This window comes from Rhodococcus jostii NBRC 16295 (assembly GCF_001894825.1).
GTDB classification, from domain to species: domain Bacteria; phylum Actinomycetota; class Actinomycetes; order Mycobacteriales; family Mycobacteriaceae; genus Rhodococcus_F; species Rhodococcus_F jostii.
This window is the reverse complement of sequence record NZ_BCWY01000099.1, coordinates 1-14,467: the sequence shown is the minus strand read 5'-3', so window position 1 is coordinate 14,467 and position 14,467 is coordinate 1. Positions and strand designations below refer to the sequence as shown.

Genomic DNA, 14,467 nt, shown 5'->3' with positions numbered 1-14,467 from the left:
CAACAGCATGGTGAAGCCTCCGGCAGCGCGTTCTGCCGTTCCCGGTCCGGGTCGTCTGGGCCTCGTCGAGCCGACCGCCCCGTCCGAACTCCGCGAACTGGGCTGGGTCGGCGAAGACAGCATCGAACTGCTCTGGTCGTTGTCGCGGGCGGCGAACGCCGACCTCGCCCTCCGCACCCTGGTGCGCCTGAAGGACGGCCTCGGCGAGGGCTGGGCCGAACTCGACGCGGCGCTGCGCTCCGACAAGGGTCTGCGTGGCCGGTTGTTCGGACTGTTCGGCGCGTCCAGCGCGTTCGGCGACCATCTGGTCGCGGATGCCCCGTCGTGGAAGATCCTCGCCGGCGACGTCCGCCTCCCGTCGAAGGACGAGGCGACCGCCACGATGCTGGCCGCGGTCGGCGCCGAGCCCGAGGAGGGCGCTCACCCGGACGCCGACCTGTACCGGGCCTCGGTCATCGGACCCGATGCGATTGCGGCGCTGCGCAAGGCCTACCGCGACGAGCTGATGCTGCTCGCCGCCGTCGACCTCGCGGCGACCGTCGAGAACGAACCGGTACTGCCGTACCAGACGGTCGGCCATCAGCTGTCCGATCTGGCGGACGCCGCGTTGAACGCCGCACTCGCAGTGGCCGTCGCGGCCGTGTGCCCCGACGCCCCGTGTCCGGTGCGTCTGGCCGTCATCGCCATGGGCAAGTGCGGTGCGCGCGAACTCAATTACGTGAGCGACGTGGACGTGGTCTTCGTCGCGGAACCCGCCGACGCGATCGCCAGCCGGATCGCGGGCGAGATGATGCGCATCGGGTCGTCGGCCTTCTTCGACGTCGACGCCGCGCTGCGGCCCGAGGGCAAGCGCGGCGAACTCGTCCGCACCCTCGAATCCCACGTCACGTACTACAAGCGCTGGGCCAAGACCTGGGAATTCCAGGCGCTGCTCAAGGCCCGCCCGATGATCGGCGACCGCGCGCTCGGGCAGCAGTACTTCGACGCCCTCAGCCCGATGGTGTGGACCGCGTCGGAGCGCGAGGACTTCGTGCCCGAGGTGCAGGCGATGCGCCGCCGGGTGGAGGAAATGGTTCCGCCCGAACTCCGCGAACGCGAACTGAAACTGGGCCGGGGCAGTCTGCGCGACGTCGAATTCGCCGTCCAGCTCCTGCAACTCGTGCACGGCCGCGCAGACGAGGCGCTGCACGTCCAGAGCACCATCGACGCCCTCACCGCGCTCGCCGCCCGCGGCTACGTGGGCCGCGACGACGCCGCGAATCTTGCTGCGTCCTACGAGTTCCTGCGGTTGCTCGAGCACCGGCTGCAGTTGCAGAAGCTGCGTCGCACGCACACCCTGCCACCCGCCGACGACGAGGAAGCGCTGCGCTGGCTGGCGCGGGCCGCGCACATGCGGCCCGACGGCAGCAAGGACGCACTCGGCGTGCTCAACGCGGAGATCAAGCGCAACGCGCACCGTGTCCGCCGTCTGCACGCCAAGCTGTTCTACCGTCCGCTGCTCGAGTCGGTGGCGCGTATCGACAAGGAAGCCCTGCGGCTGAGCCCGGATGCGGCCATCCGGCAGCTGGCGGCGCTGGGTTACACCGCTCCGGAGAACGCACTCGGGCACCTCACCGCACTCACCAGCGGTGCGTCCCGCAAGGGCCGCATTCAGGCGCTGCTGCTGCCGACCCTGCTCGAATCGCTCGCCGACACACCGGATCCCGATGCCGGACTGCTCGCGTACCGGCGGCTGTCGGACGCGATGACCGATCAGACGTGGTTCCTGCGACTGCTGCGTGACGAGGCGTCGGTCGCGGAGCGGCTGATGACGGTGCTCGGATCCTCGGCCTACGTTCCCGATCTGCTCATCAAGGCGCCGGACGTGGTGCGCCTGTTCGCGGATTCGCCGACCGGACCGCGGCTGCTGGAGTCGAAGCCCGAGGACGTCGCGCGCGGCATCCTCACGGCCTCGGCACGCCACGACGACCCGGCCCGCGCAATCGCCGCGTCCCGGTCTCTGCGCCGCTACGAGCTTGCCCGCATCGCCTCCGCCGACATTCTCGGCATGCTCGACGTGCCGGGCGTGTGCAAGGCGCTGTCGTCCGTGTGGGCGGCCGTGCTCAACGCCGCCCTCGCGGCCGTGATCAAGGCGAGCGAGAAGGAACTCGGAACCCCCGCTCCGGCGACGTTCACGGTGATCGGAATGGGCAGGCTCGGCGGCGGTGAACTCGGCTACGGTTCGGACGCGGACGTGCTGTTCGTGTGCGAACCACGCGAGGGGATCGACGAGACCGTCGCCGTCAAGTGGGCCAACAGCATCGGCGACAAGGTCCGGGCCCTGCTCGGCGCGCCCAGCACCGATCCGCCGCTCGAGGTCGACACGGGACTGCGGCCGGAGGGTCGCAGCGGCCCGATGGTGCGCACGCTGGCGTCGTACGAGGCGTACTACGCGCAGTGGGCGCAGGCCTGGGAGATCCAGGCGCTGCTGCGCGCACATCACGTCGCGGGCGACGCCGATCTGGGGCTGCGGTTCCTGCACATGATCGACAAGACGCGCTACCCGGAGGGCGGGGTGTCGGAGCAGGCGGTCCGCGAGATCCGGCGCATCAAGGCACGCGTCGACTCCGAGCGACTGCCGCGCGGCGCCGATCCGGCGACGCACACCAAACTCGGGCGCGGCGGTCTCGCCGACATCGAATGGACGGTGCAGCTGATCCAGCTCCGCCACGCGCACGAGATCGAGTCGCTGCACAACACGTCGACACTCGAGACGCTCGACGCGATCGGCGGGGCCGAGTTGCTCAGCGAGTCCGACGTCGAACTGTTGCGCGACGCGTGGATCACGGCCACGAAGGCTCGCAACTGCCTCGTGCTCGTCCGCGGCAAGGCCACCGATCAGCTGCCCGGTTCGGGCCGTGTCCTGTCCGCGGTCGCGCAGATCGCCGGCTGGGGCGGCGGCGACGCGGGCGAGTTCCTCGACCACTACCTGCGGGTGACCCGGCGGGCCAAGGCTGTCGTGGAGAGAGTCTTCGGGGAGTGATCGCCACCTGGGGGGTGCGGGTACTGATCGCCCTCGGCTGGCTGGCGGTGCTCGTCGGTGTGTTCGGTGTGGTGCTGAGGTTCCTCGACGTCCAGAATCAGCGTCTGCTGGTCCTGGCCTCCGCGGCGCCGTACCTGATGGCGGCCGCCGCGGTCGGGGTGCTGCTGCTCGGAATCACCCGGCACTGGGTCGGTTTCGGTGTCGCGCTGGCCGTGGCCGCGGTGGCCACGCTGTCGCAGGGACCGCTGTATGTGGCGAACAGTTCGGTGACGGCGTCCGGGCCGGAACTGACAGTGATGCAGGCCAACATCTGGCTCGGCAACGCGGACGCCGACGCGCTCGTCCGGCAGATCCTGGATCGGGACGTCGACGTGCTCACCGTCGACGAACTCACACCGGAGGCCGTCGACCGGTTGGTGGCCGCCGGAATCGACGCGACGCTGCCGTTCTCGTTCCTGATGCCCGGAAGCGGCGGCGAGGGAACCGGGATCTGGAGCCGGTACCCACTCACCGACAAGGTGCACCACTCGGAATTCGTCCTGTCCGCGCTGTCGGCCCGCGTGGAACTGCCGGACGGTGCGAGCACGGCGCTGTACGCGTTCCATCCCGTCCCGCCGTGGCCGTCGGATCCGTCTCTCTGGTCACGCGAGATGGACCGGATCAAGACCATTCTCGATGCCGTCCCCGCCGATTCGGGTCCCGTGATCGTCAGCGGTGACTTCAACTCCACCCGTGACCACGTCAAGTACCGCAACCTCGTGACCGGACGGTACCGGGACGCCGCCGACCAGGTGGGTGCCGGCATCCAGAACACCTACCCCGCCGACCGGCAGCCGTTCCCGCCGATGATCGCCATCGACCACATCGTCACCAGCGATGCGCACGCACAGTCCGTCGACTCGGTGGTGGTGACGGGTTCGGATCACCGCGGCCTGATCGCGAAGATCACCCTCGGCGACTGACCGTCACGGGAGCGTGACGAAACCCTTGTCCACCAGCCAGTCCCGTGCCACGTCCGCCGGTTCCTCGCCCTCGACGTCGACCCGGCGGTTCAGTTCGGTGATCTCCTCGTTGGTCAGCGCCGCGGAGATCGGGGCCATCACCTCCGCGACCTGCGGATGTGCCTCGGCGAAATCCTCACGCATGGTGATCGCCGGGTTGTACTTCGGGAAGAACTGGCGATCGTCCTCCAGCAGCACCAGATCGAGCGCGATGATGCGGCCGTCCGTCGTGAACACTTCGCCGAACTTGCACTGCGTCCCGTCGGCGGTGGCCTGGTAGATGATGCCGGTCTGCAGGATCTGGCGGTTCGCGCGGGCGGGGTCGAAACCGTACTTCGCGGCCATCCCGGGGAACCCGTCCTGCCGGACGTTGAACTCGGTCTCCACGCAGGTCGTCGCCGCCGCGGGATCGCGGTTGACGAGGTCCGCGTACTGGGACAGCGTGGTGATCCCGGTCTCCTCCGCGGTCTGCCTGCTCATGGCCAGTGCGTAGGTGTTGTTCATCGGGGCGGGATCCACCCACACCATGCCGTTGCGTTCGAGGTCCTCGTCGCGGACCGCCTCGAACTGCGCAGTGGGGTCCGGGATCGGGATCTCGTTGCCGAGGTAGTTGATCCACCCGGTCCCGGTGTACTCGTAGGTGACGTCGATCTGCCCGTCCAGCTGGGCGTCCCTGGTGCTGTTGGACCCCTGGATGTTGGTGAGGTCGCGGACGTCGGCGCCGGCGGCGCTCAGCGCGAACTCGATGATGTAACCGAGGGTGACCTGCTCGGTGAAGTCCTTGGAACCGACGGTGATCTTGACACCTTCGAGTTCGGGGACGGGCTGGATGCTGCCCGGTTCCACCGACAGCGGCAGGGCGCCACCGGATTCGAGGCCACACGACGCGGCGAAGACCCCGCACAGTGTCACCGCCGTTGCGGCGATCGCCTTCCGGACGACGTTCATCAGCGCAGTCCCTTCGGGCCGAGGAACTCCTCGGCGAGGGCGCCGCACCAGTCGACGAGCAGCGCGAGCGCGACCGCGAGCACGGCTCCCACGACCAGGGTCACGTTGTCTCGCAGCTTGTAGCCGGTGTCGATGAGGATTCCCAGGCCACCGGCGCTGACGAGGAAACTGAGTGTGGCGGTGCCCACGGCGAGCACGAGCGACGTGCGCAGTCCCGCGAGGATGTACGGGACGGCGAGCGGGAACTCGACCTTGCGCAGGACGAGACCGGCGGTCATGCCCTGTCCGCGCCCGGCGTCGATGACGGCGGGATCGACCTCCTGCAAACCCAGGATCGTGTTCCGGAGAACGGGCAAGAGGGAGTAGAACGCGATGGGGAGCACCCCGATCCAGAATCCGGTGGTCCCCGTCGCGAGGAAAAGCAGCACCAGCAGTCCGATGGCCGGCGCGGCCTGTCCGATGTTGGCGATTCCGAGGAAGATCGGTGCCAGTTTGGTGAACCCGGGCCGCGTCAGCAGGATCCCCAGCGGGACGGCGACGACGACGACGATCGCGACCACCACGACCGTGATCAGCACGTGCTGCCACGTCAGGGTCGCGATGTTGGCGGCGTTGAGACTGCCCTTCTGCGTGGCGGTGAGTTCGCGGTTGAAGGCCCAGGCGAGCACACTCACCACCAGGATAACGACGATGATCGGCTGGACCAGCAAGCGAGCCCGTTCCGAACGCCGGGCGGCAGGTGCGGTGGCCTTTGTGGCGACGGCGGCCGTCATGACGGTGTCCCGCCCTCACTTGCCTCGTTCTGCTGCGGCTCGCTGTCCTCGTCGTCGTGCGCGTGTTCCTCACGCATCGCGGACAGGTGGGTCACCAGTGTGTCGATGGTGATCAGGCCGCGGTACTCACCCCGCCGGCCGGTGACGATCGTCGACGCACTGCTCTCCGCCAGGAGCGCCTCGAGGGCGTCCTGCAGCGTCGACTGGGTGGACACCACCTCTTCGATCGGGTCGCCGATGTCACGCAGCGACGTGGCGTTGGCCAGATGCCGCATCGACACCCAGCGGGTCGGGCGATCCCGCGCATCCAACAGGACGCCCCACTTATCCTTGCGGGGTGCGATCGCCGCCCGCAGCTCGTCCACCGACCCGTCCTCGTACGCGGTGGGGCAGTCGAGGAGTTCGACCTCAGCCACCCGGGTGAGCGTCAGCTGCTTCAGCGACGCGTCCGCGCCGACGAACCCGGCCACCATGTCGTTGGCGGGATGGGCGAGGATCGCCTCCGGAGTGTCGTACTGCATGATGTGCGACTGGTTGCCCAGCACCGCGATCCGATCACCCAGCTTGACTGCCTCGTTGAAATCGTGCGTCACGAAGACGATCGTCTTGCCGAGATCGGACTGCAGTCGCATCAACTCGTCCTGCAGCAGTCCGCGCGTGATCGGGTCGACCGCGCCGAACGGCTCGTCCATGAGCAGCACCGGGGGATCGGCGGCCAGCGCCCGCGCCACCCCGACCCGCTGCTGCTGACCGCCCGACAACTGCCGGGGGTAGCGCTCGCGGTAGAGGTCGGGTTCGAGTCCGACGAGGTCGAGCATCTCGTCGGTGCGGTCGGCGATCTTCTTCTTGTCCCAGCCGATCAGACCGGGGACCGTGCCGACGTTCTTGGCGATCGTGAGATGCGGGAACAGTCCGGCCTGCTGAATCGAGTAGCCGATGCCGCGCCGCAACTTGTCCGGGTCGATGGACAGGGCGTCCTTGCCGCCGATCGTGATCTTCCCCGACGTCGGTTCGATGAGACGGTTGATCATGCGCATGGTGGTGGTCTTGCCGCAGCCGGACGGGCCGACGAGAACCACGATCTCACCGGCGGGGATGCGCATCGACACGTTGTCGACGGCCGCCTTCTCCTGGCCCGGGTAGCTCTTGACGACGTCTTCGAGGACGATGTCCACTCCGGAGACGGTGCTTCCGTTGGTCGGCGGTGTATCGAGATCAGTCACGGATCCCCCTGGAGGTGGTGAGTCGGCCGATGACGGCGAGGACGCCGTCGAGTACGAGGGCGAGGATCACGATGAGAACGGTCCCCGTGAGAGCCTGCGGTATGGCCGTCGGGCTGCCGACGCGGGACAGTCCCGAGAAGATGAGGTTGCCGAGCCCGGGACCCTTCGCGTACGCCGCGATCGCGAGGATGCCCATCAGCATCTGCGTGCTCACCCGCATGCCGGTCAGGATCGACGGCCAGGCGAGGGGCAGTTCGATCCTGCTCAGCACCGTCGTGCGGCTCATCCCCACACCGCGGGCGGCGTCGGTGACCGCAGGGTCGACGGACGCGAGTCCGAGGATGGTGTTCCGGATGATCGGCAACAGCGCGTACAGCACCAGGGCGGTGACGGTCGGGGCCACACCGAGCCCCAGGATCGGGATCAGCAGGCCCAGCAGAGCGAACGACGGGATGGTGAGGATCGTGCTGGCCAGTGCGGTCGCGATGGCGGAGCCCGCCGGACTGCGGTACACGAGGATCCCGATCGCCACCGCGACGATCGTGGCGATGACCACCGACTGCACGACTGCGCTGACGTGCAGGAACGAGTCGGTGAGCAGTTGCTGCTTGCGGGCGGAGACGAAGTCCCACAGTTGCTGCATGTCCAACCGTGAACACCTCTCTCCAGATGTGAAAACAGACCTCGGTCCTTCACAGTGCTATGTACCCGAACATCGCGCAGGTGAATCGGAAAGTCTGTTACGTGGTCGGGATCATGAACAGCAGCGTGCACACGCCGATCGAGATGCCGAACAGCGCGATCATCACGGCGTAGCCCAGGTTTCGCCGCCGGGTGGGTATTCCCGGATCCATCCACCACCCGAACGCCTTGAACGCCGCGGGAACGGCCCACCAGCCGAGGATCTGAGTGGTGACCAGGTTCCCGATGAACAGGGCCACGGCGATCGGCACCCCGCGCGACTCGATGAGTGGTGCACTGAAGAAATGTCCCCAGATCACGACGAGCGGGTACAGCACCAGCAGCGCCAGGAGATTGCTTCGGGCGACGGGCACCGGGGGCGGCTCGTCACCGGCAGCGCCGCGGAACCAGAAGTCGAAACCGTAGCTCGCCTTGCGGATTCGGAGATTCTTGTTGAACTTCTCGCCCTCCTTCAGGAGGGCAGCCCGCTCGGCTGAGTCCATCCACGACGCCAGGTTGTCCTCGGTGTCGAAGCTGAGCACGATCGTCCAGTCCTCGGTGATCCCCTGCACCGGCCTCTCGACCTTGTGCCCCCGGAAACCTCGGAACCCCGCCTCTGCGGCGGAGATCTTCCGCTGCCAGTCCATGAACGCCGACTCGTCCTCGGGGTCGACGTGACAGGAGATGACCACCGACGTCGCCGACTGCTCCCGGGTCTGCTCGCCGGTGAGCAGATGCACGTCCTCGTTGCCGATGAAGGCGTACTTGATCTGCGACACGAGTTCCGACCGGAGGTCGCTGTCGAGCCACGCGCGGGCGTCCTCGATGGTGACGAACCGCAGCACGTCCACCCAGTCGTCCTGCACGGGCGGCGACGGCGGCACGATGTCCTGGTCGATGAATCCCGGAACCGTCGTGAGGGCTTCCGCCGCGCGCGTCTGCCACCGTGCGTAGTCGGCGTAACTCGCGTCGTCGATCCGGCGTTGGAAGATCACCGACACCGGGGACGCCGCAGGGCTACGCGAGTGTGAATGCGGCACGTGAGATCACCTCCGTTCAGGTCGTGGTGCGAGCGAGGCCGCGGGGGAGTTGTCGGACCGTCTGGCGGAAGTGGTGAGCAGGAGCAGAATCCCCGCTCCGGCGCCCAGGGCGAGATAGAGCCAGCCCAGGGGCGCCTGGCTGGTCTCGGGCAGCACTCCGGCGACCGCCATCGCCGCACTGACGACGAGATAGCAGACCGCGGTGACGACGCCGCCGATCAGCCCGAGATTGCGGCTGAACAGGCCGAGGGCCAGTCCGTACATCTGCGGGCAGAGCACGCCGCATCCGGCCAGCGCGAGGCAGGCGCCGATGGTGATGGCCGGTGCGGTGACGACGGACAACCCGGCCGTGACGGTGAGCACGAGCGCGCCGGCCACGAACACCCACCACGCGCCGAACGCGAGCCGGCGGGTGCCGACCCGAACGGCCAGTGCGCCGCAGGCGAGTTCGCCGAGCAGGTTGGCGCCGCCCACGACGAGCGCGACAGCACCGTAGGCGGCGGGGGAGAAGCCGAGGATCTCCTGGTACAGGAAGGGTGCGACGACACCGAACACCATCTGGGCGGACGCCATCAGTCCGAACACGAGCACGAAGCCGACGAAGATGCGGTGGCGCAGAGCGGCCCCCAGCACCCGTGCCGCGGCGGTGGCGTCGACCGGTGTGCGCGATTCCGGCGGAAGCGTCTCCGGGAGTCCGGCGACGACGAGCGGAACGGCCAGAGCGGCCAGTAGCGCGATCAGCCCGAATACCAGGCGCCACGAGATGAACTGCACGAGTACACCACCCACCGCCGGCGCGAGAACGGGTGCCAACCCCCACGCCGCCCCGAGGAGACCGGACACGGACGTGAGCCGGGCACCCCGGTAGCAGTCGGCGGCGACCGCGTAGGCGAGGACGAGGCAGGCGCACCCGCCGATCCCCTGCACGAACCTCAGGCCGAGCAGGACCGTGATGTCCTGCACGAGGGCGCATCCCACACTGGTGACGACGAGGATCGCCAGGCACGTCAGCAGAGTGGGTTTGCGGCCCACCGCATCCGCGATGATGCCGACGGGAATGAACGCCAGACTCATGCCCAGCATGTACGCCGTCACCGTGTTCTGCACGACGGCCGCGGACGCGTCCAGATCGAGCACCATCTGGGGCAGCGCCGGGGTGTAGATGTCGAGGGGGATCTGGCTGAGCGGAATCACCAGCAACAGGATGACCACGACACGGCGCGGCACCGGGACGCCGGTCGGCGTCGAGGGCACTGACATCCCGCACCACCTGCTTCTCGACCCGTGGGGGCTGGAGAACGGAGCAAGTATCCCGAAAGCCTTCGAGCGAACGTTCCGCAACGGTCCGTGCGGTCGGTTCCCTGGATCATACGACTGCGCACTGCCGCGCCGTGCGGATTCCGGCGGCGGTGACCGGACCGGAGAAGGACACGACGCGAACGAGCCCACCCGCGTCACCGGCTGAAGCAGCCGGCGCCACGGATGGGCTCGTCAGGGAGTACCGGCCCGCATCTCGGCGGGCGTGACGACTTACACGTCGTAGTACAGCTGGAACTCGTACGGGTGCGGACGCAGGTTGACCGGAGCGATCTCCTGCTCACGCTTGAGCGAGATCCAGGTCTCGATCAGATCGGACGTGAACACGCCACCCTCGGTGAGGTAGTCGTGATCGGCCTCGAGGCGGTCGATGACGGCCGACAGGCTGGTGGGGGCCTGCGGGATGTTGCGGGCCTCCTCCGGCGGGAGCTCGTAGAGGTCCTTGTCGACGGGAGCCTGCGGCTCGATCTTGTTCTTGATGCCGTCCAGGCCGGCCATCATCTGCGCCGCGAAGTTCAGGTACGGGTTACCCGAGGAGTCGGGGGCGCGGAACTCGAGGCGCTTGGCCTTCGGGTTGTTGCCGGTGATCGGGATACGCACGGCCGCCGAGCGGTTGCGCTGGCTGTACACCAGGTTGATGGGGGCTTCGTAGCCCGGCACCAGACGGTGGTACGAGTTGACCGTCGGGTTGGTGAACGCCAGCAGCGACGGGGCGTGGTGCAGGATGCCGCCGATGTAGTGACGCGCCATGTCGGACAGGCCCGCGTAGCCGGCCTCGTCATGGAACAGCGGCTTGCCGTCCTTCCACAGCGACTGGTGGACGTGCATGCCCGAGCCGTTGTCGCCGAACAGCGGCTTCGGCATGAAGGTGGCCGACTTGCCGTGCTGCCAGGCGGTGTTCTTCACGATGTACTTGAACAGCTGCAGGTCGTCCGCGGCCGCGAGGAGCGTGTTGAACTTGTAGTTGATCTCCTGCTGGCCGCCGGTGCCCACCTCGTGGTGGCCGCGCTCGAGCTCGAAGCCCGCGTTCTGCAGGTTGGTGGAGATCTCGTCGCGCAGGTCGACGTAGTGGTCGTACGGAGCGACGGGGAAGTAGCCGCCCTTGGGGCGGACCTTGTAGCCCAGGTTGGGGCTGCCGTCGGCGTTCACGTCGTTACCGGTGTTCCAGGAACCCGAAATGGAGTCGAGTTCGTAGAACGCGCCGTTGATGCCGGAGTCGTAGCGGACGGAGTCGAAGATGTAGAACTCGGCCTCGGCACCGAAGAAGGCGGTGTCGGCGATGCCGGTCGACTTCAGGTACTCCTCCGCCTTACGCGCGACGTTACGGGGGTCGCGGCTGTAGGACTCGCGCGTGAACGGGTCGTGGACGAAGAAGTTGATGTTCAGCGTCTTGGCCGCGCGGAAGGGGTCGAGCTGGGCGGTGGCGACGTCGGGGAGGAGCATCATGTCCGACTCGTGGATCGACTGGAAGCCGCGGACGGACGAACCGTCGAACGCGAGGCCGTCCTCGAAGACATCCTGGTTGAACGCCGACGCCGGGATCGAGAAGTGCTGCTGGACGCCCGGCAGGTCGCTGAACCGGATGTCGACATACTCGACGTTCTCGTCCTTGATGAACTTGATGACCTCTTCGGCCGTGGTGAACGCCACGCTTGTGCTCCTTAAGTCGCTTCAGCCAAGTGGATATTGGCGAATTCGTCGAGCCAGACGGTAAGGACCTGGTGTTGCCCGCCGGTCAACCCTTTGTTTCGCCCGTGTTACGCGTCGAATCGTCCTGGGCTTTTGCACCGGCTGTGACTGCGCACACAGCCCAAAGCTCCGGTGTGAGGTCCTCGGCGACGCGACGCCTATCCTGGACAGCATGGCACGTATCACCGGTTCTTGGCTCTCCGGACCTTCGGCTGCCCTGCCGAACGGTGCGGACGAGACGAAGCAGTCCTTCCGCGGCGAGCGCCTCGGGTTGCAGGCGGAAGGTCCCGGTTCCCTCGCGAGCACGGGACGCCGGCTCGCCGCCCTGATGATCGACTGGGTGTCGTCGGCGGGCGTCGCGGCGCTGATCATCGGCGACAACTTCTTCGAGGGCCCGTTCTCTACCCTCACGCTGCTCGTCTGGTTCGTCGTCGGTGTCGTCACGGTGACACTGTTCTCGTTCACACCGGGGCAGGTGTTCCTCGGAATGCAGGTGGCGCGCGTGGACGGACCCGTCCGCGTCGGTTTCGTGCGGGCCCTGGTACGTCAGGCGCTGCTCGTGTTCGTCGTGCCCGGGACCATCACGGACATCGACGGCCGCGGCATGCAGGACCGCGCCACCGGTACCGCCCTGATCCGCACGCGCTGATTTCGCACGCGCCGACCTGCCGAACGACTTCCGCCCGATGTCGCATCGACATCGGGCGGAAACAGGTGGAAGGCGACAGCGTCTAGCGACGGCGGATGGTGCGCTGCACGCCGCGCATCTTCGCACCGCCGGGCATCGGGCCCTTGGGCAGTGCCGCGCCGCCGCCGCGGCTGCTGAGCGCGGCGAGCCGCGACTCGATGGCGTCCATCCGCTTGGTGTCGATGTTCTTGGGGAGCTTGTTCAGGTGCTTCTGCAGCTGCGACAGCGGGACCTGGCCCTCGTCGTTGCCGATGACGATGTCGTAGATCGGGGTGTCGCCGACCAGTCGCGCCGTCTTCTTCTTCTCCTGGGCGAGCAACGACTTCACGCGCTGCGGGGAACCCTCGGCGACGAGGATGACGCCGGGTCGTCCGATCACGCGGTGAACGGCGTCGAGTTGGGTGGTGCCCGCGACCGCGCTGGTGACGCGCCAGGCGCCCTGCATGTTGTCGAGCGCCCACGCCGCCGCACCCGCCTGGCCCTCGGCCTTGCCGTACACCGTCTTCTGCACACGCCGGCCGAAGATGATGAACGCGCCGAGCACGCCGAGGAGGAGACCGATCGGCAGGAGGAACCACTGCAGGCCCCAGATCAGACCGACGAGGAAGAACACCACCGCCAGTCCGACGAGTGTGCCGAGCATGAGCGGCAACAGCAGCTTGTCTTCCTTGCGCTGCATCTGGAACGCCTGCCACAGCTGGGTTCTGCGTTCCTTCGACGCCTGCCGGCGGGCTGCCTTGGCGGCTGCCTTTGCTTCTTTACTGGGTTTGCCCGCTTTACCGGATTTACTGCCGTTCGCCATGCTCTTCAGGATACGTCCCTGGCCGTGCGCGGTGATGACCCGTCCGGTGTCGATCACCGCGCACGCGTCCCGGTCAGCGGGCGAGACGCGCCATGAGGGAACTTGCCTCCTGCGACGCATCGCCGCCTTCGGCGAGATGTGCCTGTCCTGCAGGCAATTCGCGGCCATGGTGGGCCATCGCCTGCGCGTAGAGACGCCCGGCGCGGTACGACGAGCGGACGAGGGGTCCGGCCATGACGCCGGCGAAGCCGATTTCCTCGGCGGTCTTGGAGTGCTCGACGAACTCCTCCGGCTTGACCCACCGTTCGACGGGATGGTGCCGGGGGGAGGGGCGCAGGTACTGGGTGATGGTGATGATGTCGCAGCCCGCGTCGTGCAGGTCGTGCAACGCCTGAGTGACCTCGTCGGGGGTTTCGCCCATGCCGAGGATGAGGTTGGACTTGGTGACGAGGTTGTCCTCGCGGGCGGCGGTGATCACGTCGAGGCTGCGCTGGTAGCGGAACGCGGGCCGGATCCGCTTGAAGATGCGCGGGACGGTTTCGACGTTGTGCGCGAGCACCTCGGGGCGGGTGGCGAACACCTCGGCCAGCTGCTCGGGTTTGGCGTTGAAGTCGGGGATGAGCAGTTCGACGCCGGTGCCGGGGTTGAACTGGTGGATCAGGCGCACGGTTTCGGCGTACAGCCAGGCGCCGCCGTCGGGGAGGTCGTCGCGGGCGACGCCCGTGATGGTCGAGTAGCGCAGCCCCATCGCCTGGACGGATTCGGCGACGCGGCGGGGTTCGTCGCGGTCGAGGTCGTCGGGTTTGCCGGTGTCGATCTGGCAGAAGTCGCAGCGGCGGGTGCATTGTTCACCGCCGATGAGGAACGTTGCCTCGCGGTCTTCCCAGCATTCGTAGATGTTGGGGCAGCCGGCTTCTTCGCAGACGGTGTGCAAACCCTCGCGCTTGACGAGGCCCTTGAGCTCGGAGTATTCCGGGCCCATCTTCGCTCTCGTCTTGATCCAGTTCGGCTTGCGTTCGATCGGGGTCTCCGCATTTCGGATCTCGAGGCGGAGCAATTTGCGTCCTTCTGGGGCCACAGTCACGCGAACGATGCTACGCCCGGCCCGACGCGCACGACGGGCCGGGGAGCGGTCGTCAGCCGTACTGAACAGTAGTGAAGGTGGGGGCCGAGGACGGCTTCTCGGCCGCGGCGGAGTCGAACGTGACCCGCTCGATGTCGTGTTCGGTGACCGGGAGGGTGCCGTCGAGCGCCGCGACGACGGCCGCCGTGACGGCGGGGGG

12 protein-coding genes and 1 pseudogene are annotated in these 14,467 nt (G+C 67.7%); 3 read left to right on the top strand and 10 right to left on the bottom strand.

Annotated elements, in window-relative coordinates:
- Positions 1-7 precede the first annotated feature (7 nt).
- The gene (locus RJ1_RS37745; RefSeq protein WP_073368479.1) at positions 8-3,022 is read left to right on the top strand and encodes a bifunctional [glutamine synthetase] adenylyltransferase/[glutamine synthetase]-adenylyl-L-tyrosine phosphorylase; all 3,015 of its coding nucleotides are present in this window, start codon (positions 8-10) and stop codon (positions 3,020-3,022) included.
- Positions 3,019-3,984 (top strand): endonuclease/exonuclease/phosphatase family protein, encoded by a 966-nt coding sequence (locus RJ1_RS37740; RefSeq protein WP_073368448.1) that lies wholly within the window; start codon positions 3,019-3,021, stop codon positions 3,982-3,984. The genes RJ1_RS37745 and RJ1_RS37740 overlap by 4 nt, the downstream gene beginning before the upstream one ends.
- 3 nt (positions 3,985-3,987) lie before the next feature.
- On the opposite strand, the gene RJ1_RS37735 is transcribed toward RJ1_RS37740, so the two are convergent.
- From RJ1_RS37735 to glnA, 7 genes are all read right to left on the bottom strand, one after another.
- The gene (locus RJ1_RS37735) at positions 3,988-4,971 is read right to left on the bottom strand and encodes a glycine betaine ABC transporter substrate-binding protein (RefSeq protein ID WP_073368445.1); all 984 of its coding nucleotides are present in this window, start codon (positions 4,969-4,971) and stop codon (positions 3,988-3,990) included.
- Positions 4,971-5,744 carry an ABC transporter permease gene (locus RJ1_RS37730; protein WP_073368442.1) on the bottom strand — a complete coding sequence of 258 codons (774 nt, stop codon included), beginning with the start codon at positions 5,742-5,744 and terminating at the stop codon, positions 4,971-4,973. The genes RJ1_RS37735 and RJ1_RS37730 overlap by 1 nt, the downstream gene beginning before the upstream one ends.
- Positions 5,741-6,967, bottom strand: coding sequence for an ABC transporter ATP-binding protein (locus RJ1_RS37725; RefSeq protein WP_073368439.1), 1,227 nt, complete (start codon positions 6,965-6,967; stop codon positions 5,741-5,743). The genes RJ1_RS37730 and RJ1_RS37725 overlap by 4 nt, the downstream gene beginning before the upstream one ends.
- Positions 6,960-7,610, bottom strand: coding sequence for an ABC transporter permease (locus RJ1_RS37720; RefSeq protein WP_073368436.1), 651 nt, complete (start codon positions 7,608-7,610; stop codon positions 6,960-6,962). The genes RJ1_RS37725 and RJ1_RS37720 overlap by 8 nt, the downstream gene beginning before the upstream one ends.
- A gap of 97 nt (positions 7,611-7,707) precedes the next feature.
- Positions 7,708-8,688: a putative antibiotic biosynthesis monooxygenase gene (locus tag RJ1_RS37715; RefSeq protein ID WP_073368433.1), complete on the bottom strand. Its 981-nt coding sequence runs from the start codon at positions 8,686-8,688 to the stop codon at positions 7,708-7,710.
- Positions 8,689-8,694: 6 nt separating this feature from the next.
- Complete coding sequence (locus tag RJ1_RS37710) at positions 8,695-9,948, bottom strand: multidrug effflux MFS transporter (RefSeq protein WP_073368430.1); 1,254 nt, start codon at positions 9,946-9,948, stop codon at positions 8,695-8,697.
- Positions 9,949-10,218: 270 nt separating this feature from the next.
- Entirely contained in the window at positions 10,219-11,655 is a 1,437-nt protein-coding gene (gene glnA, locus RJ1_RS37705; protein WP_073368427.1) for a type I glutamate--ammonia ligase, read from the bottom strand.
- Positions 11,656-11,866: 211 nt separating this feature from the next.
- On the opposite strand from glnA, the gene RJ1_RS37700 reads away from it, so the two are divergent.
- Positions 11,867-12,343 carry an RDD family protein gene (locus tag RJ1_RS37700; protein ID WP_073368425.1) on the top strand — a complete coding sequence of 159 codons (477 nt, stop codon included), beginning with the start codon at positions 11,867-11,869 and terminating at the stop codon, positions 12,341-12,343.
- 82 nt (positions 12,344-12,425) lie between these two features.
- Here the strand turns inward: RJ1_RS37700 and RJ1_RS37695 are convergent, their stop codons facing one another.
- From RJ1_RS37695 to RJ1_RS37685, 3 genes and pseudogenes are all read right to left on the bottom strand, one after another.
- Positions 12,426-13,184 carry a DUF4191 domain-containing protein gene (locus RJ1_RS37695; RefSeq protein ID WP_073368476.1) on the bottom strand — a complete coding sequence of 253 codons (759 nt, stop codon included), beginning with the start codon at positions 13,182-13,184 and terminating at the stop codon, positions 12,426-12,428.
- 73 nt (positions 13,185-13,257) lie between these two features.
- Positions 13,258-14,268 carry a lipoyl synthase gene (gene lipA / locus RJ1_RS37690; RefSeq protein WP_174695069.1) on the bottom strand — a complete coding sequence of 337 codons (1,011 nt, stop codon included), beginning with the start codon at positions 14,266-14,268 and terminating at the stop codon, positions 13,258-13,260.
- Between the two features lie 52 nt (positions 14,269-14,320).
- Positions 14,321-14,467: pseudogene (locus tag RJ1_RS37685) on the bottom strand (lipoyl(octanoyl) transferase LipB); the annotation flags it as partial.